General features: G+C 27.4%; 25 protein-coding genes and 1 other annotated feature. Of the genes, 1 reads left to right on the top strand and 24 read right to left on the bottom strand.

Annotated features, from left to right (window positions below; genetic code table 11):
* The 5 genes from BUA19_RS00790 to BUA19_RS00770 all read right to left on the bottom strand — a co-directional run bounded on the left by BUA19_RS00790 (position 1) and on the right by BUA19_RS00770 (position 4,131).
* The gene (locus BUA19_RS00790) at positions 1 to 1,077 is read right to left on the bottom strand and encodes an NAD(P)H-dependent flavin oxidoreductase (protein ID WP_072722969.1); all 1,077 of its coding nucleotides are present in this window, start codon (positions 1,075 to 1,077) and stop codon (positions 1 to 3) included.
* Positions 1,078 to 1,214: 137 nt separating this feature from the next.
* Positions 1,215 to 1,622 carry a CBS domain-containing protein gene (locus BUA19_RS00785; protein WP_072722968.1) on the bottom strand — a complete coding sequence of 136 codons (408 nt, stop codon included), beginning with the start codon at positions 1,620 to 1,622 and terminating at the stop codon, positions 1,215 to 1,217.
* Positions 1,623 to 1,813: 191 nt separating this feature from the next.
* Complete coding sequence (locus tag BUA19_RS00780) at positions 1,814 to 2,014, bottom strand: cold-shock protein (protein WP_072722967.1); 201 nt, start codon at positions 2,012 to 2,014, stop codon at positions 1,814 to 1,816.
* Between the two features lie 96 nt (positions 2,015 to 2,110).
* A complete protein-coding gene (locus BUA19_RS00775) occupies positions 2,111 to 3,217 on the bottom strand; it encodes an amidase domain-containing protein (RefSeq protein WP_072722966.1) in 1,107 nt (368 codons plus the stop codon).
* Positions 3,218 to 3,306: 89 nt separating this feature from the next.
* Entirely contained in the window at positions 3,307 to 4,131 is an 825-nt protein-coding gene (locus BUA19_RS00770; RefSeq protein ID WP_072722965.1) for an MBL fold metallo-hydrolase, read from the bottom strand.
* A gap of 96 nt (positions 4,132 to 4,227) precedes the next feature.
* Between BUA19_RS00770 and BUA19_RS00765 the strand changes: the two genes are divergently transcribed.
* Positions 4,228 to 4,656 carry a Fur family transcriptional regulator gene (locus BUA19_RS00765; RefSeq protein WP_072722964.1) on the top strand — a complete coding sequence of 143 codons (429 nt, stop codon included), beginning with the start codon at positions 4,228 to 4,230 and terminating at the stop codon, positions 4,654 to 4,656.
* A 3-nt stretch (positions 4,657 to 4,659) separates the two neighbouring features.
* Here the strand turns inward: BUA19_RS00765 and BUA19_RS00760 are convergent, their stop codons facing one another.
* The 19 genes from BUA19_RS00760 to BUA19_RS00675 form a co-directional block, all read right to left on the bottom strand.
* Positions 4,660 to 5,481 (bottom strand): metal ABC transporter permease, encoded by an 822-nt coding sequence (locus BUA19_RS00760; RefSeq protein ID WP_072722963.1) that lies wholly within the window; start codon positions 5,479 to 5,481, stop codon positions 4,660 to 4,662.
* A gap of 14 nt (positions 5,482 to 5,495) precedes the next feature.
* Positions 5,496 to 6,254: a metal ABC transporter ATP-binding protein gene (locus tag BUA19_RS00755; RefSeq protein ID WP_072722962.1), complete on the bottom strand. Its 759-nt coding sequence runs from the start codon at positions 6,252 to 6,254 to the stop codon at positions 5,496 to 5,498.
* Positions 6,255 to 6,258: 4 nt separating this feature from the next.
* Positions 6,259 to 7,185, bottom strand: coding sequence for a metal ABC transporter substrate-binding protein (locus BUA19_RS00750; protein ID WP_143145341.1), 927 nt, complete (start codon positions 7,183 to 7,185; stop codon positions 6,259 to 6,261).
* A 177-nt stretch (positions 7,186 to 7,362) separates the two neighbouring features.
* A complete protein-coding gene (locus BUA19_RS00745) occupies positions 7,363 to 7,611 on the bottom strand; it encodes a hypothetical protein (protein WP_072722960.1) in 249 nt (82 codons plus the stop codon).
* Positions 7,612 to 7,716: 105 nt separating this feature from the next.
* On the bottom strand, positions 7,717 to 7,938 hold the full coding sequence (locus BUA19_RS00740; protein ID WP_072722959.1) for a hypothetical protein: 222 nt from the start codon (positions 7,936 to 7,938) through the stop codon (positions 7,717 to 7,719).
* A 144-nt stretch (positions 7,939 to 8,082) separates the two neighbouring features.
* Positions 8,083 to 8,299, bottom strand: a binding site (T-box leader).
* 60 nt (positions 8,300 to 8,359) lie between these two features.
* Positions 8,360 to 9,775: an FAD:protein FMN transferase gene (locus tag BUA19_RS00735; RefSeq protein WP_242939216.1), complete on the bottom strand. Its 1,416-nt coding sequence runs from the start codon at positions 9,773 to 9,775 to the stop codon at positions 8,360 to 8,362.
* Between the two features lie 108 nt (positions 9,776 to 9,883).
* Positions 9,884 to 12,511 carry a pyruvate, phosphate dikinase gene (gene ppdK, locus BUA19_RS00730; protein ID WP_072722958.1) on the bottom strand — a complete coding sequence of 876 codons (2,628 nt, stop codon included), beginning with the start codon at positions 12,509 to 12,511 and terminating at the stop codon, positions 9,884 to 9,886.
* A gap of 44 nt (positions 12,512 to 12,555) precedes the next feature.
* On the bottom strand, positions 12,556 to 13,392 hold the full coding sequence (locus BUA19_RS00725; RefSeq protein ID WP_072722957.1) for a pyruvate, water dikinase regulatory protein: 837 nt from the start codon (positions 13,390 to 13,392) through the stop codon (positions 12,556 to 12,558).
* Positions 13,393 to 13,403: 11 nt separating this feature from the next.
* Positions 13,404 to 14,042 (bottom strand): helix-turn-helix transcriptional regulator, encoded by a 639-nt coding sequence (locus BUA19_RS00720; RefSeq protein ID WP_072723195.1) that lies wholly within the window; start codon positions 14,040 to 14,042, stop codon positions 13,404 to 13,406.
* A 132-nt stretch (positions 14,043 to 14,174) separates the two neighbouring features.
* Positions 14,175 to 16,244 carry a glycine--tRNA ligase subunit beta gene (glyS, locus tag BUA19_RS00715; RefSeq protein WP_072722956.1) on the bottom strand — a complete coding sequence of 690 codons (2,070 nt, stop codon included), beginning with the start codon at positions 16,242 to 16,244 and terminating at the stop codon, positions 14,175 to 14,177.
* A gap of 1 nt (position 16,245) precedes the next feature.
* Positions 16,246 to 17,124: a glycine--tRNA ligase subunit alpha gene (glyQ, locus tag BUA19_RS00710; RefSeq protein WP_072722955.1), complete on the bottom strand. Its 879-nt coding sequence runs from the start codon at positions 17,122 to 17,124 to the stop codon at positions 16,246 to 16,248.
* Positions 17,125 to 17,221: 97 nt separating this feature from the next.
* Entirely contained in the window at positions 17,222 to 17,737 is a 516-nt protein-coding gene (locus tag BUA19_RS00705; protein WP_072722954.1) for a DUF4342 domain-containing protein, read from the bottom strand.
* A 10-nt stretch (positions 17,738 to 17,747) separates the two neighbouring features.
* A complete protein-coding gene (gene recO / locus BUA19_RS00700) occupies positions 17,748 to 18,494 on the bottom strand; it encodes a DNA repair protein RecO (protein ID WP_072722953.1) in 747 nt (248 codons plus the stop codon).
* Positions 18,448 to 18,615: a YqzL family protein gene (locus BUA19_RS11490; protein ID WP_143145340.1), complete on the bottom strand. Its 168-nt coding sequence runs from the start codon at positions 18,613 to 18,615 to the stop codon at positions 18,448 to 18,450. The genes recO and BUA19_RS11490 overlap by 47 nt, the downstream gene beginning before the upstream one ends.
* A 61-nt stretch (positions 18,616 to 18,676) precedes the next feature.
* Positions 18,677 to 20,059 (bottom strand): magnesium transporter, encoded by a 1,383-nt coding sequence (gene mgtE, locus BUA19_RS00695; protein WP_072722952.1) that lies wholly within the window; start codon positions 20,057 to 20,059, stop codon positions 18,677 to 18,679.
* 23 nt (positions 20,060 to 20,082) lie between these two features.
* Entirely contained in the window at positions 20,083 to 20,976 is an 894-nt protein-coding gene (era, locus tag BUA19_RS00690) for a GTPase Era (protein ID WP_072722951.1), read from the bottom strand.
* A gap of 14 nt (positions 20,977 to 20,990) precedes the next feature.
* The gene (cdd, locus tag BUA19_RS00685) at positions 20,991 to 21,386 is read right to left on the bottom strand and encodes a cytidine deaminase (protein WP_072722950.1); all 396 of its coding nucleotides are present in this window, start codon (positions 21,384 to 21,386) and stop codon (positions 20,991 to 20,993) included.
* A 20-nt stretch (positions 21,387 to 21,406) separates the two neighbouring features.
* Positions 21,407 to 22,012 carry a DUF502 domain-containing protein gene (locus tag BUA19_RS00680; RefSeq protein ID WP_072722949.1) on the bottom strand — a complete coding sequence of 202 codons (606 nt, stop codon included), beginning with the start codon at positions 22,010 to 22,012 and terminating at the stop codon, positions 21,407 to 21,409.
* A gap of 145 nt (positions 22,013 to 22,157) precedes the next feature.
* A complete protein-coding gene (locus BUA19_RS00675) occupies positions 22,158 to 22,859 on the bottom strand; it encodes a diacylglycerol kinase (protein ID WP_072722948.1) in 702 nt (233 codons plus the stop codon).
* Position 22,860 lies beyond the last annotated feature (1 nt).

The following is a 22,860-nucleotide window of genomic DNA, read 5'->3' as shown; positions in this document are numbered from 1 at the left end:
TTATTCTAAAGCTATATTGGCTTCTGTAACTAATTGAAATATAAGTTCTTTTACAGAAACAATTTTATCCAATTTATATGCATTACTACCACTAAAAATCAATCCATTTTCTATATCACCTTTTACAGCAGCAATTAGTGCTTCTGTTATACAATAAGGTGTAGTATTAGGATTACAACTAACCAAACAATTATAACACTTTTTTACAAGTATATTATTCAATTTAGTTTTTTTAACAAAATTATTATTAATAGCTCTTCCAGGAAGACCTACAGGACTTTTAATTAATTCAATATCCTCTTGACTTGAATTTAAATACGCTTTCTTATAGTTTATATCTGCATCACATTCATGAGTAGCTACAAATCTAGTCCCCATTTGCACTCCAGCAGCACCTATTTTAATGCATTTTGCAATATCAATTCCATCAAATATTCCACCAGCAGCAATAACAGGAATATCTTTTTTGTATTTTTCTTTAAAAGGTTTCAATTTTTCTATAACTTCTTCCACAATATCAAACAAATCTATCTTTTTATGTAAATCTAATTCTTCCATTGAAAATCCTAAATGTCCACCTGCCTTAGGTCCTTCTACAATAATTAAATCTGGTATATAATTATACTTTCTATCCCACAATTTAGATATCAATTCAGCCGCTTTTCCTGAAGATACAATTGGAGCTATTTTAGTTTTAGAACCTTTAATCATTTCCGGTAAACTTTTTGGTAATCCTGCACCAGAAATAATTAAATTTATTTTTTCTTCTACAGCAGTTTTTACCATTTCCTTGTAATTTTTCATGGCAACTAAAAAATTAACACCCAAAATTCCATTTGGACTAAGTTCTCTTGCTCTTCTTATCTCTTTTTTCAACGCTCTAATGTTTGCCTCTTTATTATTTGTTCTAAAATCCTCTTCTGTAAATCCTATCTGCACACCTGAAATAACTCCAATCCCTCCTTCATTCGCCACAGCCGCTGCCAATGAAGATCTTGAAACTCCAATTCCCATTCCACCTTGAATAATAGGTACTTTTGCTATTAATTCTCCTATATTAAGAGATGGTAATCTCATAAATTCAGCTCCTTTATTTTTTGATTTTCAAATATTTTGATAATCAAAGTATATATAAAATATTACTTTAAGTCAATAACTATTTACCTAAAGAAACGAGCTGTATCAAAATAAAATTTTGATACAGCTCGTTTAATCTACTTATTAAATAAAAACTTATAACAATAATCTATTATCTCACTTCTTTTTATTATACCTATAAATATTTGCTGGTCATCAACTACAGGCACAAAATTTTGTCTTACAGCAATAGAAATCAAATCTTCTATATTCGCATTAATAGATACAGGTTTATTATTCATATGTCTTGGTACATCTTTCAATAAAATTTTACTTGTATTCTTAAAACTCAATTCAGGAGTATTTTTTAATTTCCAAAGCAAATCTCCCTCAGTTATAGTCCCTATATATTTCCCATTATCATCAATAATAGGAATAGCCGTATATCTATGATATTCCATTTTTTCTAAAGCTTGACGCATAGTTGAATCTGGCGATATATAAGCCACATCCTTTTTAGGTGTAAGAAAAAAAGCAATATTCATATATGTCTCTCCCCTATTTGGCAAAATATAATATCAATAGTATATTACGTTACACAATAAAAGTTGTCAAGTTTTATTATTTTCTAACAAACATTAAAAGCCGCTTTACACATTAAATGTAAAGCGGCATCTTTTTATATTTATTATAATCGATCTATATATAAACTATATAATTATATACAAATTGACGATTATAACTTAACAACGTTAGCAGCTTGAGGTCCTCTAGCACCTTCAACTACTTCAAATTCAACGTTTTGTCCTTCTTCTAAAGTTTTATATCCATCTGTTTGGATAGCTGAAAAATGTACAAATACATCTCCTTCTCCTTCGATAGATATAAATCCATAACCTTTTTCTGCATTAAACCATTTAACTATTCCTTTTTTCATTCTAAAATATCCTCCCAAAATAAAACAAATTTGAAACAAATAAAACTATTTGTTACTCATGTACTATAATACTATATTTTCGAATTTTTGTCAATATCAAAAATGTACTCTTATTAACCAAAATTTAATTCCTCTATTACTCCATCCTAAATCCCAAGGAACTCTATATCTATCTGTATTATGACAATTTACTAATGCATATCCTCTTGAATCTAATCCAGTCACAACTGAAATGTGAGTTACCTTACCCTTTTTTTCATATGCTACAAAATCTCCTGGTAATAAATTATATGCAGCTTTATAAACTTTACCATAATTTCCATACGCTATCAAAGAAGCTCTACCACTATTTAACATATAATCCTTAAAGGCTTGTGCATTTATCCACGCTTTACTTCCTCCAGTTTTATTATAATTCCAAATGTATGTTTTTTTAAAATTACCTCCTTCATGTAATATTTGAGAAGCAAAATTTGCACAATCTCCTCCTAAATAATTATAATTTCTATACTTTTTATTATATTTAAATCCATCTTCATCATTTCCAGCTGCACCACAAAATTTATCTGCATAATCAACAGCATTTTTCCTTCTTTCATTTAAATTCGATAAATCCTTTTTTTCTTGAGCTAAAATATATTCCTTTATATCTTTGTATTCTATCTCATCTAAATTAAGCGAATCAGCAAAAGGATCTGTATACCATTCTTTAGTTATAACCCATCCTTCTTCTTTTTTTATTATATTTAAAATATGATATGTTCCTATCCTAAAAAAATTAACATTATCTAAATCATTTTTATAAACATATTTATACTCTGTTGATACTATAAAATTTATTGAATACCCATCATTTATTGTCTTTATACGATTTATCTTTATTTTAGTTCTTATACTTTTAAAATCTACTCCCTGTTTATCAGCCCATTTATGTAAATATTTCATTTTTTTCAATTCATGCTCATATGCCCAAACTCCATATTTTACACTTTTATCATATAAATTATTTAATATATTTAAATCTTCTTCAAGCAAAGCTTTATTTCTCAATTCAAATATTTTTTCTAAAATCAGAAGACATTCATTATTATTAAAAATCGTTGTTATATCTGATTTAAAATTAAATGGTAATATTACAAAACTTAATATCAATAAACAAATAAAACTAATAATAAATTTTCTTTTATTTATTATAACAAACACACCTCTCCCCCCTAAAGCCTACTCAAAAGATTATATGTCTGTAAATATCAAAATAGAATTAAAAAAAAGAACTAGATTTTAACCTAGTTCTAAAAATTTATAATTGTACCTACAGAATTTTTTAAAAACTTTATTCCACTATCTAATAACTTTTCAATAGCTTCATCTCCTGTACAATGACATAAAGATACAATATCTATTTTTTCATTTTTCAAATAATCAATAGTCATATCAATCCTATTAGAATCTGCTTCTTTAAGATGACTTCCTCCTAAAACCATATGTATTCTTTGTTTAAATCTATCTCTTATAGTACTTAAAATATTTACTATACCAATATGAGAACAGCCTACTACAACAACAAGACCCTTTTCAGTTTTTATTACAATAGCTATTTCATCATCAAAATTATCAATATTATATTCACCATTTTCTTTTAAATAAAATCTTTTATTAATTTTTTCAAACCCACTACTCGCTTCAAAATTTTTCACTATAAATACATCTTTACAAATTTCAACTATATCTTTTTTTACGATATTAATATTGATATTATTTTCTACCAAAAATTTTAAATCAAAATTATTACCTGAAAATCTGTAGTTCTCCCCATTATAAGAATACTTTTCATTAAAAAATTTATCTCCAACAAAAAGAGTATATTCACTTTTAAAATTCTCGACCAAATACCTAAACCCTCCTGTATGGTCATAATGACCATGACTTAAAACTACAAAATCTAAATTTGAAAGATCTACATTTAACAACCTTGAATTTATTGTGAAATTTTTACTTTGTCCTGTATCAAACAAAATTTTTACTCCATCTTTTTCAATATACATAGATAAACCATGTTCAGATATAAATTTTTTTTCTTTTGAATAGTTATCCATTAACGTTATTATTTTATTCATCTAAATCCCTTCTTTCATATTTTATACATTTTAAAATTGAACTCCTATTTATATTATTATACAATAATAATAAACTATATTTAGGAGTGAATAATTATGGATATAAAAACACTAGAAAAAAAAATAAAAAACAACGGATATAAACTCACAAATCAAAGAAAAGGCATCATCAAAACCCTATTTGAACATAAAAACCATTTTCTATCTGCTGAAGAAATATTTTCAAAATTAAAAGAAAAAAATATAAAAACAAATCTCTCCACAGTATACAGAAATTTAGAGATATTGGAAAAAATAGATATAATTCACAAAATAAATATAGATGGAAACTATTTTAAATATGAATTAATACAAAATAAAAAACAACATAATCATGTTATTATTTGTAAAAATTGCGGAAAAACAGAAAAAATAAATTTCTGTCCTCTTGAAAAAATCATTTCAAATATAACTAATAACAATTTTGTTTTAACAGATCATAAATTTGAATTATACGGCTACTGCAATAAATGTAAAATTAAATAAAATTTAATATATATCCAAAAATATTTTTCTCATATTTTTAATTGTAATTACACAAATTAAAATAAAAATAGATAATACTACTATAGTTCCTCCTGATGCTATTTCTAAATAATAAGAAATTATAATTCCCAATATAATAGAAACTTGAGCAAATATTACAGACAATATTGTAGTTTGTTTAAAACTATTTGATATTTGTAAACTTGTCGCTACAGGTATTACCATTAAAGAAGATACTAATAATGCCCCTACAATCCTCATAGATAAAGTAACAGTCGCTGCTACCATTATGGTAAAAATCAAATTAATCCACTTTACTGGTATTCCAGAAAGTTTTGCTCCTTCTTCATCAAAAGCTATATAAAATAACTCTTTGTACAATAATTTTACAAAAAGTATAATGAAAAATCCTATAATACCTATCATATATAAATCTTCTTTTAATACCGTTGTAATACTTCCAAATAAATATCCAAATAAATCTACATTTAATGATTGTACAAAGCTCATTAAAACAACTGCAATCCCAATGCCTGCCGATAGAATAATAGCAATTGAAAGTTCTGCATACTCACTATAATTCTTTCTGAGCTTTTCAATAGCAAATGCTGCAATTACCGAAGTTATTAATGCTGAAACTATAGGATACACATTCAAAAGTATACCTGATACTACCCCTGTTAAAGCAACATGAGATAAGCTATCTCCTATTAAAGACATTCTCCTTAAAACTATAAAAACTCCTATTAAAGGACATAAGACACCTACAATTACTCCTGCCATCAACGCCCTTTGTATAAACCCATATTGTAACATTTCTAGCATTTTTTATTACTCCTTTATTTTTCGTTATAATTATGACTTAAAATTCTTATTCCATCTCCATAAATCTCTTTTAAGATATTACTCTTAGAAATATTTAAATTTTTTTCATGAAAAATTAATCTTTTATTATTAATACACGCTAATTTATTTACTTTTTCTGAAATAATTCCTATATCATGAGATATAATAACAATTGTTATGTTAAACTCTTTATTTAATCTTTCTAATAGCTCATAAAATTCTTCTTGAGATTTCATATCTATCCCTACAGTAGGTTCATCAAGAAAAATAATTTTCGGAGAACTAATTAATGCTCTAGCTATAAAAACCTTTTGTTGCTGCCCTCCTGACAAATTACCAATTAACTTTTTTGTATAATTTTGCATACCCACAATTTCAAGAACCTCATAAACTTTTTGTAAATCTTTCTTTTTTATACGCTTAAACATACCTATTTTTGAAAATAAATTAAGTCCTACTACTTCTTCTACAGTAGCTGGAAAACTAGTATTAAAAGAAGTTGCTTTTTGATTTACATACCCAATTGTTCCCCAATTTTTAAACTTATTAATATCTGTATCAAATAATTTTATACTACCTTTTAATGGCTTTAATATATTTAACATAAGCTTTATTAACGTACTTTTTCCCGATCCATTCGCTCCTACTATTCCAAAATAATCTCCTTCATATATATCTACATTGATATTTTCAAGAACTAATTTACCTTCATATCCAAAATATACATTTTTCAAACTCACAACCTTACTCATTTTTTTATTCTCCTAACGCTTTTTTTAATGTTTCTAAATTTTCTTCCATAATAATTATATAATTTTTATTATTTTTTATATCTTCTTCAGTTAATCCTTCAATAGGATTCAAAACCAAAGTTTTTGCTCCAACTTCTTCAGCTAAAACTCTTGATAATTTAGGACTAGTTAAAGTTTCAAAGAAAATATATTTTATATTATGCTCTTTTACAAAATCAGATAATTTTGCAATTTTAGCTGCACTAGGTTCCTCTTGTGGAGATAATCCACTAATAGCAATTTGCTTTAATCCATATCTATCTGCAAGATATCCAAAAGCTGCATGAGAAACCACAATTTCTTTTTTTTCTAAATTAGAAAGCTCATTTTTATATTTTTTATCTAATTTACTTAATTTGTCAACAAATTCTTTATAATTTCTTTCATAAAAATCTTTATTTTCAGCATCAGCTTTTATAAAAGCATTTTTTATATTTTCTGCTTCTTTTATAGCATTTATTGGATCAAGCCACACATGAGGATCATATTTCCCATGATCATGTTCATACTCATTAGAATGAACTCCTAATAAATGTACACCTTTTGACGCTTCTACCGTTATTAATTTTTCATTGTCAATAGAACCAATAAGTTTATCAACCCATGGCTCTAAATCTAAACCATTATATATAAACACATCAGCTTTTTCAATTTCTCCCATAATTTTAGCCGTAGGTTCCCAATCATGAGGTTCAATTCCTGAAGGAATCATTAATTTTAAATTAATTTTTTCTCCTCCAATATTTTTTGCAAAATCATACATTGGATAAAAACTTGCATATACTAATATTTTATTTTTTTCTATAGATTTTTGTTTTGTATTATCTGTGCACCCTACTACAGTTAATAACATAACAATCATGATAAATATAACTACAATTTTATTTTTCATAACCAACCCCCTCATTTTATGTAATTTTTCTGTAACAAAAAATATATCACATTCTCAATGTAAATGCAAATTATTTGCATTTACATTAAAAGGGCTATTTTCATTGTTTACAAAAATAAAAATACTATACCCAAAAATCAAAAGGATTATTAGTTTTTTCTAATAATCCTTTTGATTTTAAAATGAATTGAGTATTTTTTCAATTTTCTTAACCACTTTACTCAATTTTTCATTTATACTCTCATTTCTAATTTTAGCACCACATTTTGGACAATATATAGCACTCTTTGGTAATACCGCTTTACACTCAGGTTCTGGACAAAATATATATCCTACATCAGTTGGTTTTACTTTTCTTTTACACCTTGGACATACAGTTCCCGGTCTTGCAGATATTTGTTTATTGCATCTAGGACATTTGATCATACTAACCCCTCCATTTATTTCAAATACCACTTTAGTTATATTATCATATTCAATTTTGCATTCTATTGATAAAAAAATAGAGTGGTCATATGACCACTCTATTTTTTAGCAACTTTTTCTAAAATTTTCAATGGCTTTATTTAAATTCAATTCATTTTCCTTAGCAATTTGTTTCAATTCTTTGTTTATAACTATATTTATATATTCCCCATCATATTCTATTCCATCCACAAAATTATATTCACTTAAAACATTTTTCACCTTAGACTCAACATCACTATAACTTAATATATCTTTTAAATTATCAAACGAATATTTATAAATCACGATATTACCTCCTCACTTTATTACTTATTAATAAAATTAAAAAGCATATCACCAAATTCAACTATTAAATTATAATGCCTCTTTTATTTTTTGTCAAAAACACCTCCTTTATTTTTATAATAAAAAAACTCCCATTTCTTAAAATTAAGAAACGAGAGTTACTTCCCGTGTTGCCATTCTTATTGATATGAATAATCATATCCACTCATTACCCTTTAACGGCGGGAACCGTATTTTCCTACTAAATAGTTCAGAAAATATCCTCCATGGCTCTTTTCAGTATAACTATGTTACTAGACTTTCACCAACTCTAGCTCGCTGAAACAATCATTATACCTACTCTCCACTTCTTAGGATTTATATAAAATATTATACTCACTTTTTATATAATTTATGTCTGTTAACAAAAAAATATATTAAATTATAAATCTATTTTATTAAACTTAAACTGAGTATTAATTAATTTAAAATTCTCCTTCAATCCAGAAGTTATATAAACATTATAATCCCTAGTAATAAATATAGCATCAACATCACTTAACTTCTCAATAAAATCCATCCCTTTACGTAAACCTAAAGAAAAAACAGCCGTAGATAGAGCATCAGCATCTATCGAAGTATTTGTTATTATCGAAACTCCTACAAGATTATTTTCTACAGGATATCCTGTAACTGTATCTAATATATGATGATACCTTTTACCATCTTTTTCAAAAAACCTCTCATAAATTCCAGAAGTAACAACTGTTTTATTTGAAATATTAACTATACCCATATAATCTCCCCTTTGAGAAAAAGGATTTTGAATACCTATTTTCCATGAAGTTCCATCAGGTTTATTTCCATAAGCAAATACGTTTCCTCCAAGATTGATAATTGCATGCTTTATATTGCTTTCTTTTAAAATTTTTACTATTTCATCAGCAGCATACCCTTTTGCAATTCCTCCTAAATCAAGAACCATACCTTTTTCTTTTAACATAATACTTTTTTGAGATTCATTTAAAACTACATTATTATAATCTACTAATTTTATTTTTTTATCAATTTCATATTTAGAGGGTACTCTAGCATATTCCGTTCCAATATTCCAAAGTTTAACAAGAGGTCCAATAGTTATATCAAATTTTCCATTAGATAAACTCGAAAAATATTTTCCTTTTTTTATAACATAAAAAGTATCATTAGATACTTTAACAAAATCTTTGCCAGAATTTGAATTTATTCTCATAACCTCACTATCTTCTTTATTAATAGTCATTTTATGTTCTATTTCTCTCAACCTATTAAAAATTTTATTAAAAACTTCTTCTGAAACATCATCATAAATTTTTACTGTTACAACTGTACCCAATACAAATTCTGTTTTTGAAACTGGATTACTTTTTATAGGTCCATTATCTAAAGCCTTTTTAGCCAATTTAAAAAATTCACTAACTCTTATCGATACTCCAGAAATTGCATCAGTATGTCCTTGATAATCTTTATACTTTATAGCTGTTGGATCTTGTGTTTTTAATAAAAAAGCTTCTACTTTTTCTGCTTGTTCATGCCATGGTGCCTTTGCTCCCGCTTTTTCCACCATTGGATATTTTCCATTTTTAGATAAAGTTTTTCTGTCTTCTCCACCATTTTTGCTAATTCCATTCCAATCAACTGAAATTATCTTTCCATCTTTCACCTCAATCTTTACTGTATCTTTAAAACCAGTTTTCTCATTAAAATTATCTTCTTGAGCAAAATAAATTCCATCTTCATATTTTGCTGTATTTTGTGATGCATGTAAAATAAATCCTACCATCAATCCAACAAATATAATTAATATTAATTTTTTCATTAAAAAACCTCCTTTATATTGCACAAACAATTATAAATTTATTATATATCTATTATACAATTTCAACACTACAAAAAGACAATGCAAATACGCATTGTCTTTTTAATTTTATATATTATTTTTTTCTTTCAACACAGCTTGAGCTGCAGCGAGTTTTGCAATAGGAACTCTATATGGAGAGCATGAAACATAATCAAGACCTATATTATGACAAAACTCAACAGATGAAGGTTCTCCACCATGTTCCCCGCAAATACCTAATTTTATATTAGGTCTTGTTTTTTTTCCAAGTTTTAATGCCATTTGAATAAGTTTTCCAACTCCGTTTTTATCTAGTATTTGAAATGGATTTTTTTCTAGTATATTTTTGGAGCTATATTCTACTAGGAATTTATTAGCATCATCTCTTGAAAAACCATATGTCATCTGCGTTAAATCATTAGTACCAAAGCTAAAAAACTCTGCCTCTTTTGCTATTTCATCAGCAGTTAAAGCAGCTCTAGGAACTTCTATCATTGTTCCAACTAAATAATCAAGTTTAACTTCAGATTTTTCTATTATTTCATCTGCAATTTTAATAACAAATTCTTTTATATATTTAATCTCATTTACATCTCCTATAAGAGGTATCATTATTTCTGGCTTTACACTTATACCTTTCTTTTTAACCTCTACAGCTCCCTCAATTATTGCTTTTACTTGCATTTTATATATTTCTGGATAAGTAATAGCCAATCTACACCCCCTGTGACCTAACATTGGATTAAACTCTTCTAAATCTTCAACCCTTTTTCTTAATTCATCATAAGAAATTTTCATATCAATTGCTAAAGATTTAATATCTTCTTCTTTTTTAGGTAAAAATTCATGAAGTGGTGGATCTAAAAGCCTTATTGTCACAGGTCTTTCTCCCATTACTTCAAATATACCTATAAAATCTTCTCTTTGCATAGGTAAAAGCTTGTCAAGAGCTTTCTGTCTTTCATCTATTGTTTTTGATAATATCATTTTTCTTACAACTGATATTCTAGTTTCATCAAAAAACATATGCTCAGTTCTACAAAGCCCTATACCTTCTGCTCCAAATTTCACAGCAATATGTGCATCTTTTGGAGTATCCGCATTTGTTCTTACTTTAAGAACTCTTATTTCATCTACCCAATTCATAAATTCTTCAAATTTACCAATAAGCTCTACTTCAACTCTAGGTATGTTACCCAAATAAACTTTACCTGTAGAACCATCAAGAGATATATAATCTCCTTCTTTTACAACCAAATCTCCTACCCTAAACTCTTTTTTATGCTCATAAACTTTAATTTCTCCACAACCAGCAACACAGCATTTTCCCATACCTCTTGCAACAACAGCAGCATGAGATGTCATACCACCTCTTGCTGTAAGTATTCCTTCACTAGATACCATACCTTCTATATCCTCTGGAGATGTTTCAATTCTTACTAGAATTGCTTTTTCACCATTAGCCTTTGCATTCACAACATCACTTGCTGTAAAATATACTCTTCCTGATGCAGCTCCAGGTGATGCCGGAAGTCCTTTAGCTATAACTTTTGCTTTTTGCAAAGCTTTTTCTTCAAAATTAGGATGTAGAAGTTGATCTAATTGCCTAGCATCTATTCTCTCAATCGCATTTTCTTTACTTATAAGTCCTTCATTTACCATATCAACAGCTATATTAATAGCTGCTCTTGAAGTTCTTTTACCATTTCTCGTTTGAAGAATATATAATTTTCCATTTTCAATAGTAAATTCTATATCTTGCATATCTCTATAATGATTTTCAAGCATACTTGTAACTTCTTTAAACTCTCGATATACTTTTGGCATCAATTTTTTTAAGTTGCTTATATGTTGAGGTGTTCTAATACCAGCAACTACATCTTCTCCTTGAGCATTTACCAAAAATTCTCCAAATAGTTTATTTTCTCCTGTAGATGGATTTCTCGTAAAAGCGACTCCTGTACCAGAAGTATTTCCCATATTCCCAAATACCATAGATTGAATATTTACTGCTGTTCCTAAATCATTAGGTATATCATTCAATTTTCTATATATTATTGCCCTTGGATTGTTCCAAGAATCAAATACCGCTTTTACTGCAAGTAAAAGCTGTTTTTTTGGATCATCTGGAAATTCCTCTTTAATCTCTTTTTCGTATATTAACTTAAATTCACACACAATTTCTTTTAAATCTTCAACAGTTAACTCTGTATCGTATTTATACCCTTTTTTTTCTTTTATTTTATCTAAAATTGATTCAAATTTATATTTTGGAATACCCATGGCTACATCTGAAAACATCTGTATAAATCTTCTATAACTATCATAAGCAAACCTTTCATTATTTGTATTCTTAGAAAGCGCATTCACAGTTACATCATTAAGTCCTAAATTTAATATTGTATCCATCATACCAGGCATTGAAATTACAGCACCTGATCTAACAGAAAGAAGTAGTGGATTTTCTTCATCTCCAAATTTTTTTCCTAACGTTTTCTCGAGTTTTAAAAGATGATTCATTATCTCATCTATAAGTTCTTCCCAAAGCTCCTTATTTTTTTCATAGTATGTATTACAAGCAGTAGTTGTAACTGTAAATCCCGGAGGAACTGGCAAGCCAATCTTTGTCATTTCAGCTAAATTTGCACCTTTACCTCCTAATAAATTTTTCATTTCTTTTGAACCTTCGCAAAAACTATATACATATTTCCCCACTTTTTCCACTCTCCCTTTTTTATATTAAATATAAACTTATAAACTTAACTATTTAAAAAACCCTTATAAACTCTAAGTCCATTTTCCTTCATTATGTTTATAATAAGACCAGCTGTTTCTTCAATAGCTTTATTTGACACATCAATAATAGGACATCCTATTTTTTTCATTATTTTTTCAGCATATTCAATTTCTTCTAAAATCCTTTCCATAGTTGCATAATTTGCATTACTAGAAAGACCTAAAGACTTTAATCTTTCTTGTCTTATTTCATTTAACTTTTCTGGAGTATTTGTAAGACCTATTATTTTTTTAGATGGTATTTCAAATAACTCTTTAGGTACTGGAACTTCTGGTACTAAAGGAACATTTGCTACTTTTATATTTTTATTAGCTAAATACATACTAAGAGGAGTTTTTGATGTTCTTGATATACCAATAAGAACTAAATCTGATTTTACAAGCCCTCTAGGATCTTTTCCATCATCATATTTAACTGCAAATTCTATAGCTTCTACTCTTTTAAAGTATTTCTCATCTAATTTTCTTATTGTTCCTGGCTCTCTTAAAGGTTTTAAATTAGTTCTTAAAGATATTGATTTAAGCAAAGGACTAACTAAATCTATGCTAGGTATTTTATTATTTTCACAAAACTTAGCAACATAATTTGCAAGTTCTAAATCTACCAATGTATATACTACTATTGAATTTTCATTTTTCGCTTCATTTAAAATTTCATCTAAAAAATTAACATCAAGTACATAAGGATATTTTCTCATTTCATAATTATTTATGTTAAATTGACCAATAGAAGCTCTTGCTACTTGTTCTCCTGTTTCTCCCAAAGAATCAGATATTATATATATAACTAAATTTTCCATAAAACACCTCTCTATTCTCCACATAATTCTACAAATAATCTCGCTATATTAGTTTTAGAAATTCTTCCAATCACTTTATAATACTCTTTTTCATTTTTTAACTCTATCTCAACAACAGGAATAGAATCAACTTCATGATCTATTATTTTTTTTACAGCTTCAGAAATACTATCATTTGGATTTGCTAAAACAATATTAGGCATCCTAGTCATTATCATTCCAACTGGAATCTTATTAATATCTATTCCTCCTATAGTACTTTTCAATAAATCTTTTCTAGATACCACCCCCGATAAATAACCATTATTTGTTATATATATACTTCCTACATCCTCTAAAAACATAGTAACTATAGCATTATAAACTGTAGTTTCTTCAGTTAAAAGAACTGGAATACTCATTATTTCACTTACTTTTTTTGATTTAAGTTTTTTAGATATTATATTATTTTCATCAATCCCTGCATAAAAATATCCAACTTTAGGTCTTGCATCCAAAATACCAGTCATAGTAAGTATTGCAAGATCTGGTCTTAAAGTAGCTCTTGTTACATTAAGCATTGAAGCTATTTGTTCACTAGTTATAGGCTCATGTTCTTTTACTATTTCTATTATCTTCATTTGACGATCATTTAATTGAATAATAACCACCTCTCTCAAAATGTGTTATACTATATTATATAGTATATTATATATCCTTATGCATTATATGTAAATATAAAAATTTATAATTTCCAAGTAATTGTAATAAAGATTTAAAGCCGGGTTGTTACCCGGCTCTAACTACTTATATACTATTTTTGATAAATCACATATTAAAAGCATTGTATCGTATATTTGTTTTAATAAAGCAAGCCTGTTATTTTTTATATTTTCATCTTTATCCATAATCATTACAGTATCAAATAAATTATCAATAGGTTGTTTTAAACTTATAAACTCATCTAATGCTTTTGAATATTCTGCTTTTTGTATAGCTAAATTTACATTTTTACTTACTTCTTTAAATTTATTGTAAAGAATTTTTTCTTCATCTACTTGTAAATAATCTTCATTTACTTTACTACATTCTGCTTTTTGTGCTAAAGTCGAAACTCTATTGAATGCAGTTAATATTTCTACAATTTCATCTTTTTCTATCCATAAATTGAGCTCTTTTGCTCTAATATACATATCAGCTATATCATCAGTATTACTGCTTAATACTGCATCTATAACGTCATATCTTATTCCCTTTTCACTAAATAAATTTTTAATTCTTTGTTTAAAAAATTCAAGTATTTCTAAAGCTACTTTTTCTTTATCAAAATCTAAATTAGTATAATTATCTAGAGAGTAATTTATAATTTGTTTTAAACTCACGCTAATGTTTTTATCCATTATGATATTAATTATACCTAAAGCTTGTCTTCTCAAAGCATATGGATCATAAGACCCTGTAGGCTGAATTCCTATTGCAAAAAAACCTGCTATCGAATCTAATTTGTCAGCTATAGAAAGTACTATTCCAGCTTTTGTACTTGGAAGATTATCTCCTGAAAATCTCGGAAGATAATGTTCAAAAATAGCTTCTGATACTATTTCCTTTTCTCCAGATACCTTTGAATATTCCCTTCCTATAACGCCTTGAAGTTCAGTAAATTCAAATACCATATTAGTAACTAAATCTGCTTTACAAAGCTTTGCAGCCCTTAATACTTCTTCTTTTTCTTCTTCATATCCTAAATCTTGAATTAACTTTTTAGACAATTCTTCTATCCTAAGAGTTTTATCATATACAGTTCCAAGTTTTTCTTGAAAAACTACATTTTTAAGTCCATCAATATAACTTTCAAGTGGTTTTTTAGTATCTTCTTTATAGAAAAATAGCGCATCTGCAAGTCTTGCTTCAAGTACCTTTTCATTTCCCTTTTTAACATTTTCTATTTTATAATCAGTTCCATTTCTAACAGTTATAAAATTAGGAAGTAAACTTCCGTCTTCTTTTACTACTGGAAAATATCTTTGGTGCTCTTTCATAGGAGTTATTACTACTTCTTTTGGAAGTTTTAAATAATCTTCCTTAAATTCTCCATAAAAAGCGGTTGGATACTCTAATATATAAGTAACTTCTTCAAGCAAATCTTCATCTAAAAGAATTTGTCCATCTAAATCTCTTGCTACTTTTATACATTGTTCTTTTATTATTTCTCTTCTTTCATTTTGATCAAGTATTACATAGTTTTCTCTCAATTTATTCAAATATTCATCGACTGAATTTACAACTATATTATCGCTTCCTAAAAATCTATGTCCTCTTGTAATATTTGAAGCTCTTATTCCTTCTATATCAAATTCTAAAGTTTCTCCATTATAAACTGATACTATCCATCTTATCGGTCTTGCAAATCGTAAATTTTTTCCTCCCCAACGCATTGATTTAGGAAAATTTATAGATCTTATTATGTTTGGAAGTAAATCTTTTAAAACATCTTCAGTATTTTTTCCTTTTTCTTTTATTTTTGCAAATACATATTCTTCTTTTCCTACTACCTTAAAGTACAAATCATCTAAATTTACACCTTTACTTCTCATAAATCCTTGTAATGGTTTAGTTGGATTATTCTCTTCATCAAAAGCAATCTTTTTAGCTGGTCCTTTTATTTCTTCTTCTAAATCGTACTGCTTATCATTTAATCCTTCAACTATTAAAGTAAGTCTTCTAGGTGTTCCATATGTTTTTATACTTTTAAAATTCAATCTATTTTCATTTAAAAATTTTTCTGCATTTTCCTTCAACTGATTTAATGAACTATTCATAAATCTAGCAGGAATTTCTTCACATCCTATCTCAAATAAAAGATCTTTATTCATATTATTTTCCTCCTTTCTTTAAAAGAGGGTATCCCATTTCTTCTCTTTGTTTTACATAAGCGTTTGCAACCATTCTCGCCATAGTTCTAACCCTCGCTATAAATGAAGCTCTTTCACTAACACCTATTGCCCCTCTTGCATCTAATACATTAAATGTATGAGAACATTTTAATATATAATCATAAGCTGGAAGAACTAATCCTTTTTCTAAAAGTTTTTTTGCTTCTTCTTCATAAGTATTAAAATGTTCAAGCATCATATCAACATTTCCCTCTTCAAAACTATAAACAGAATGTTCGTATTCTGCTTTTTTAAATATATCTCCATAAGTTAATTCATCATTCCATTGTAAATCATATACATTATCTTTCTCTTGAATATACATAGCTAGCCTTTCAAGCCCATAAGTAAGTTCTGCTGATTCCAGCTCACAGTCAATACTTCCTACTTGTTGGAAATATGTAAACTGAGTAACTTCCATACCATCAAGCCATACTTCCCAACCAAGTCCCCATGCTCCAACGGCTGCAGCTTCCCAGTTATCTTCTACAAATCTAATATCATGTTCATCTGGATTTATCCCTATAGTTTTTAAACTATTTAAATAAAGTTCTTGAACATTATCAGGAGATGGCTTTAATATTACTTGAAATTGATGATGCTGATACAATCTATTCGGATTTTCTCCATATCTAGCATCTGTTGGTCTCCTTGAAGGCTCTACATAACATACTTTCCATGGCTCAGGTCCAAGTGATTTTAAAAAAGTATATGGACTCATAGTTCCAGCACCTTTTTCTATATCATAAGGGTTCATTACAATACAACCTTGCTTAGCCCAATAATTTTGTAGTGCAAGTATCATATCTTGAAAATTCATTTTCTTACCTCCTACAATAGTTTAAAAAATTTAGCCTTTCGCAGTGCGAAAGGCTAAATTTTACACAATTCTAATTTTTAATTTAGCAAAATAAGGTTTATTTGTCAAGCTCATTAGATGTATCTTGCTTTTCTTCTTTTATAACTTCTTCAGTTATATCCTTGTTATCCTTGTTTTTTAAATTCATTTTACTTTTTATTTCAGTCAATGAATCTTGTGTCATTTCATTTAAATCTAAAGTTTCTCCATCATCTTTTACTATTTTTATCTTATATTTTGTAACCATAGCTGCAGAAACTCCTACTATTGTAGCTACAGGCCCTAAAACCAAACCAATTGCTCCAACTGTTACAGGAAGATTTAATAACACATCTCCATCTTTTTCTACCATTACTCTAGTTACATTTCCTTTTTTAAGTATTTCTTTTAACTTTTCTATCAATTCATTTCCCTTTTCATTAATCCCTTTTAAAACATTCACATCCTTTTTTTCAAGATAAATTAAAGCATCTACTACATCCCCATTTGCATTAACTAAAGCTTCTTTTGCTTTTTCATAACTTACGTTCATTCTTTTCATGATTTCATCAATTTTTTCCAATGTAATTTCCATAGTATCACTCCTACCCCTTTGAATTTTCTAAAAAGCCTAAAGATTTTAAATTTAGATCTCCAAGGTGAAATTTCAAATACATTTTTAAAATATTATCTAACTGATTTATAATATATTCTGAAACTTTTACTTTGCTACATATTATTATGTCATTTTTTAATATATATTCCATTAATTTTACAGTTGAAAAATCAATTTTCAAACTACTACTATCTACATAGGCACACTCTTTACAAAGCATTCCACCTTCTAATATGCTAAATTTACCTTTATTTAAATTATTATTACCACAATTAACGCATTTTAAAACATTTGGTTTATATCCTATATAATGTAAAAATTTAAGTTCAAATATTTTAGTTATATATATATAATTTAACTCATTTTTAGAATATAAATACAATGTTTTTAAAAATAAATCAAACAACCTATTATTTGTTTGATTTTCAAATGTACTACTTTCAACTAATTGAGTTACATAAGAAGCATGAGATAACAAATCTATATCACAACTTAAATTGTAAAAATTTTCTTTCAGTTCACATTGACTTATCTTATATATACTTGAAGATTTATAAAGTAAAAAATTAGAATAAGAAAAAACTTGAGTTCCTGATAAAATAGTACTATTTGTTCTTTTTGCACCCTTTGCTAAAACAGAAATTTTCCCAAGTTTTCTTGTAAATAATGTCAATATCAAATCTGTTTCTTCATATTTTATCGATTTTAATACTATCCCATCTGTATTTATAAGCATAGTTATCCTTTTTCTCCCTTGTATTTTCACTCTCAAAATAAAAATTTTTAAATGCCGTTATATACATAAAAGCTTCTATATTACCAGTTTTTTTAAAAAATTCCCAGCAAAAATTTTTCATTTTTAAAAACCCCCTTCTATCCATTTAATTTTATTTTAGGTAAGAAGAGGGCTTAATATACTTAAGAAATTTTTAGTAAAAGCACTGTGGTTAAAGTAAAATAAATTGTAAGTCCTGTTATATCAAGAGTTGTAGAAATAAACGGAGCAGAAGCAACAGCTGGATCTACTCCAAGCTTTTTAAAAATTATAGGAACTAAAGTCCCTATAGTTGCAGCTGTCAACATATTTGCAGCCATGGCAATTCCTACAACTACACCTAATTTAAAATCTCCCATCCATAAATAAGCAACAATACAAATTATAACACTACATACAACTCCAACGCTAGCTCCAACACTCATTTCTTGAAATATTGTTTTAAAAGCTCTTTTCATGTCTACATGTCCTGTAGCAATACCTCTAACTGTAAGCGTTGAAGATTGAGTCCCAACATTTCCTCCCATTCCTGTTAAAAGAGGCATAAAAAAAGATACAGCAGTATATTGACTTATAGTACTTTCATACTTTCCAAGTATTGTAGCTGATAAAGTTCCTCCAAGTAAAGTAATTAAAAGCCAAGGAAGTCTTGCTTTAACAGAATATATAACCTTTGAAAAAAATTTATCTTCTTCTAAATGTTCACTTTCTGCTTCCGAAGTTCCAGCAAATTTATATATATCTTCTGTTGCTTCTTCTTGTATAACATCTATTATATCATCAACAGTAATTATACCTCTAAGTTTTCCATTTATATCTGTAACTGGAATTGCTAAAAAATCGTATTTAGATACAAGTTTTGCAACTTCCTCTTGGTCATCATTTACATTTACCGATATTACCTTTTCACTCATTATATCTTCAATTAAAGAATTAGGTTTTGCTATTATAAGCTCTCTTAAAGATATAACTCCAACTAATTTTTGATCTTTATCTATAACATATACATAATAAATAGTTTCTGCATCAGGAGCATTTTCTCTTAAATATTCTATCGCTGAATAAACTGTAATATCTTTTCTCAGAGCAATAAAATCAGTTGTCATTATACCCCCAGCAGAATCTTCTTTATATACCAATAATTCTTTTATATCTTCGGCTAGCTCTGAATCTAAAAGATTTATAATTTCTTGCCTTTTATCCTCTGAAAGATCACTTAAAATATCAACCATGTCATCTTGAGACATTAAATCAAGTATTTTCTTTTTATGTTCAATACTAATTTTAGACAAAATAGAAGAAAATATATCAGAATCAAGTTCATCTAGTACTTTTGCTCCAATTTCCCAAGGAAGCACTTCAAATAACTTAATTCTTTTTTCTTCTTCTAAATCAACTAATATTTCAGCTATATCTCGGGGATGAAGCTCCTCTAAGTATCGATTTAATTCAACTATTTTCTCACTATCTATCAAAGCTTTAACTTCTAATGCTATTTTTTCAAATAAAATTTCATTCTTATTCATAGTTTTCACCCCCAATTAATTAGCTATTTATTACTATATCCAAAATTACTTATATAATTTTCTAAATTCCTCCAATTTTCTTTAACTTTAACCCATGTTTGAAGGTATACTTTTGACCCTAGAAGCCTTTCTATATCTTCCCTTGCAGACTTTCCTATCCCTTTAAGTTTTTTCCCATTTTTTCCTATTATAATTCCTTTATGAGAGTCTCTTTCACAGTATATTATAGCAGATATATCAATAATTTTATTATCTTCTCTCGACTTTATATATTCAATTTCCACAGCAACTCCATGAGGAACCTCATCATGAACATAATGCAAAACTTTTTCTCTTATTAACTCAGAAATTAACACCCTTTCTGGTTGATCTGTTATCATATCATCAGGAAAATACTTAGGTCCATTAGGAAGATATTTTTTTATAACATTTATTAAAGAATTTAAGTTTCCTTCTTTTAATGCAGATATTGGAACTATTTCATCGAAAACTTCTTCTTTACTATATTTTTCAATCAAAGTTATTAACTCTTCTTTAGAAATTTTATCTATTTTATTTATAACCAAAACAACAGGAGTCTTAACTTTTCTTAAACTTTCTATAATTCTCCTATCTCCAGGACCAATATCCTTAGAGTCATCTACTACAAATAAAACTACATCTACTTCATTTAATGTATCTGTAGCAACTTTTACCATATACTCTCCAAGCTTATTTTTAGGCTTATGTATTCCTGGAGTATCTAAAAATACTATTTGAAAATCTTTATCTGTATATACTGACTGTATTTTATTTCTAGTAGTTTGAGGTTTATCACTCATTATAGCTATTTTTTGTCCAATTATTTTATTCATAAGTGTAGACTTTCCAACATTAGGTCTTCCTATTATACTTGCAAATCCTGATTTAAAGCTCATTTTATCACCTCAATCTATTTATTAATATCTGCTCCTGTAAATCCACATGGAATTAATTCCTCTATAGATATTTCCTTATATTCTCCATCAGATTCTCCAACTACTACTTTAATATTTCTTCCAAATTCTAAAATTACTTGCCTACATATACCACACGGATAAGTTTCTCCTTTATTATCACTAGAAATAGCTATTTTTTCAAATTCTCTTTCTCCTTCAGAGATAGCCTTAAATATAGCAGTTCTTTCAGCACAATTTGTTCCTCCATACGAAGCACATTCTACATTACATCCAGTAAATACTTTTCCAGATTTAGTTAAAAGCGCAGCTCCCACATGAAAATTAGAATATGGAGCATATGCATTTTTTCTAGCTTCTTCTGCAAGTTTTAATAATTCTTTATTGTTCATCAGTATATTCCTCCTTTAAATTAATTTTCTTTCGGTGATACAATCCCTCCAGAAACAATAATTTTTAAAGCATTTTCTATAGAAACATCTAAATATATTATTTCATCTTTTGGAACTGTAATTAACATTCCAGAAGTTGGATTTGGAGTTGTAGGTATAAATACAAAAACTCCTTCTGCTCCTGTATTTTCATTTATAAATTTAGGAGTATTTGTTGTTATAAAACCTAAAGTATATATACCCTTTGAAGGATACTCAACCAATACAGTATTTTTAAATCCATCGCCTTTTTTAGCTGCAAAAGCATCTACCACTTGTTTAACTGATGAGTATATCATTCCAACTAAAGGTATTTTATACATAACGTTTTCAAACGCCTGGAATATCTTTTTCCCCAATAAATCAGTAGTAATCATTCCCGTCAAAAAAATCAAAAGAAATGTAATGATAATTCCTACTCCATAAAGAGGAAATCCTAAAAGCCTTTCAAGTGGTCCTCTAAATATAGAATCTATTTTATTAAAAAGCCAAAATACCAAAGAAATGGTTACTGCAATTGGAAGAATAGTAAAAATACCAGTTATAAATACTTTTCTTATATCTTTTAAATTAGAATTATTTTTCATACTCAGCCTCCTAATTTTACAGAAATTAAAGGAGCATTTCTCATTATATCAAATATTTCATTTTTATCCAATATGTATTTTTTCATTAAAATTTTAATCATTTTTTTGTCAAACATAAAAAATGGAAATATAATATATCTCCATTTTAACCAAGACTAAACTGAAATATAAGTATTGTCGTTAATATTCCCAAAATAGCTCCAAATACAACCTCTAATGGCGTATGAATTTCTCCCTCTATTCTACTTTGAGCTACTAATAATGCTAAAATATATGTAAGTGTTGAAACCAACATTTCTTCTGATATAAATGTAACCGCAGTAGCTACAGAAAAAGCTAGTGCAGCATGACCACTTGGCATACCTCCTTTTAAATGAGTTCCTTTTTGACTTATAGATTTACCCACTATAACTAAAATCATTACTATAACAAGTCCAATTACAGTAATATGAATTTCAGATCTTCTTATCTTATTTAAAACTATATACGAAAATGGATTTATTCTATCAAAAAACAACAAATAACCTACTACAATTGAATTCAACGATGAAATAAGAACAGCTCCTGCAGCTACATCTTTTGCTATTTTAGCAAGCTCATGATATTCTTTTGTAAATAAATCTATGGATTTTTCTATAGCAGTATTTATCATTTCAGATATAATAACAAGAGATATTGTAAAAAATAACATTATCATTTCAAACCTACTTAAATCAAAAAAAAGACTTAAAAACAATATTAATACAGCTATCAAATAATGAATTTTCATATTTCTTTCATTTTTCAATGTATATATTATTCCATCTATTGCACAATTAAAAGCGGTTATAAGGTTTTTCAATTTCATC

It is taken from the genome of Tepidibacter thalassicus DSM 15285, from assembly GCF_900129915.1.
Lineage (GTDB): Bacteria > Bacillota > Clostridia > Peptostreptococcales > Peptostreptococcaceae > Tepidibacter > Tepidibacter thalassicus.
This window is presented reverse-complemented; position numbering and strand designations above follow the sequence as displayed.

Bases quoted from the DNA above. Each gene is read 5' to 3' on its own strand.
- recO (WP_072722953.1), bottom strand. From the start codon at position 18,494: ATGCTTATAAATACAGATGGGATAGTATTAAAATCGATAAAATATGAA.
- BUA19_RS00790 (WP_072722969.1), bottom strand. From the start codon at position 1,077: ATGAGATTACCATCTCTTAATATAGGAGAATTAATAGCAAAAGTACCT.
- era (WP_072722951.1), bottom strand. From the start codon at position 20,976: ATGAGCTTTAAATCAGGATTTGCAAGTATAATAGGAAGACCTAATGTT.
- BUA19_RS00725 (WP_072722957.1), bottom strand. From the start codon at position 13,392: ATGGAAAATTTAGTTATATATATAATATCTGATTCTTTGGGAGAAACA.
- cdd (WP_072722950.1), bottom strand. From the start codon at position 21,386: ATGAACAATAAAGAATTATTAAAACTTGCAGAAGAAGCTAGAAAAAAT.
- BUA19_RS00755 (WP_072722962.1), bottom strand. From the start codon at position 6,254: ATGAGTAAGGTTGTGAGTTTGAAAAATGTATATTTTGGATATGAAGGT.
- BUA19_RS00760 (WP_072722963.1), bottom strand. From the start codon at position 5,481: ATGCTAGAAATGTTACAATATGGGTTTATACAAAGGGCGTTGATGGCA.
- BUA19_RS00745 (WP_072722960.1), bottom strand. From the start codon at position 7,611: ATGATCAAATGTCCTAGATGCAATAAACAAATATCTGCAAGACCGGGA.
- BUA19_RS11490 (WP_143145340.1), bottom strand. From the start codon at position 18,615: ATGAAAAATTTTTGCTGGGAATTTTTTAAAAAAACTGGTAATATAGAA.
- BUA19_RS00675 (WP_072722948.1), bottom strand. From the start codon at position 22,859: ATGAAATTGAAAAACCTTATAACCGCTTTTAATTGTGCAATAGATGGA.
- BUA19_RS00770 (WP_072722965.1), bottom strand. From the start codon at position 4,131: ATGAATAAAATAATAACGTTAATGGATAACTATTCAAAAGAAAAAAAA.
- glyS (WP_072722956.1), bottom strand. From the start codon at position 16,244: ATGAATAAAGATCTTTTATTTGAGATAGGATGTGAAGAAATTCCTGCT.
- BUA19_RS00705 (WP_072722954.1), bottom strand. From the start codon at position 17,737: ATGGAAATTACATTGGAAAAAATTGATGAAATCATGAAAAGAATGAAC.
- BUA19_RS00765 (WP_072722964.1), top strand. From the start codon at position 4,228: ATGGATATAAAAACACTAGAAAAAAAAATAAAAAACAACGGATATAAA.
- glyQ (WP_072722955.1), bottom strand. From the start codon at position 17,124: ATGAATTTTCAAGATATGATACTTGCACTACAAAATTATTGGGCTAAG.
- BUA19_RS00680 (WP_072722949.1), bottom strand. From the start codon at position 22,012: ATGAAAAATAATTCTAATTTAAAAGATATAAGAAAAGTATTTATAACT.
- BUA19_RS00750 (WP_143145341.1), bottom strand. From the start codon at position 7,185: ATGAAAAATAAAATTGTAGTTATATTTATCATGATTGTTATGTTATTA.
- mgtE (WP_072722952.1), bottom strand. From the start codon at position 20,059: ATGAATAAGAATGAAATTTTATTTGAAAAAATAGCATTAGAAGTTAAA.
- BUA19_RS00735 (WP_242939216.1), bottom strand. From the start codon at position 9,775: ATGAAAAAATTAATATTAATTATATTTGTTGGATTGATGGTAGGATTT.
- BUA19_RS00785 (WP_072722968.1), bottom strand. From the start codon at position 1,622: ATGAATATTGCTTTTTTTCTTACACCTAAAAAGGATGTGGCTTATATA.
- BUA19_RS00780 (WP_072722967.1), bottom strand. From the start codon at position 2,014: ATGAAAAAAGGAATAGTTAAATGGTTTAATGCAGAAAAAGGTTATGGA.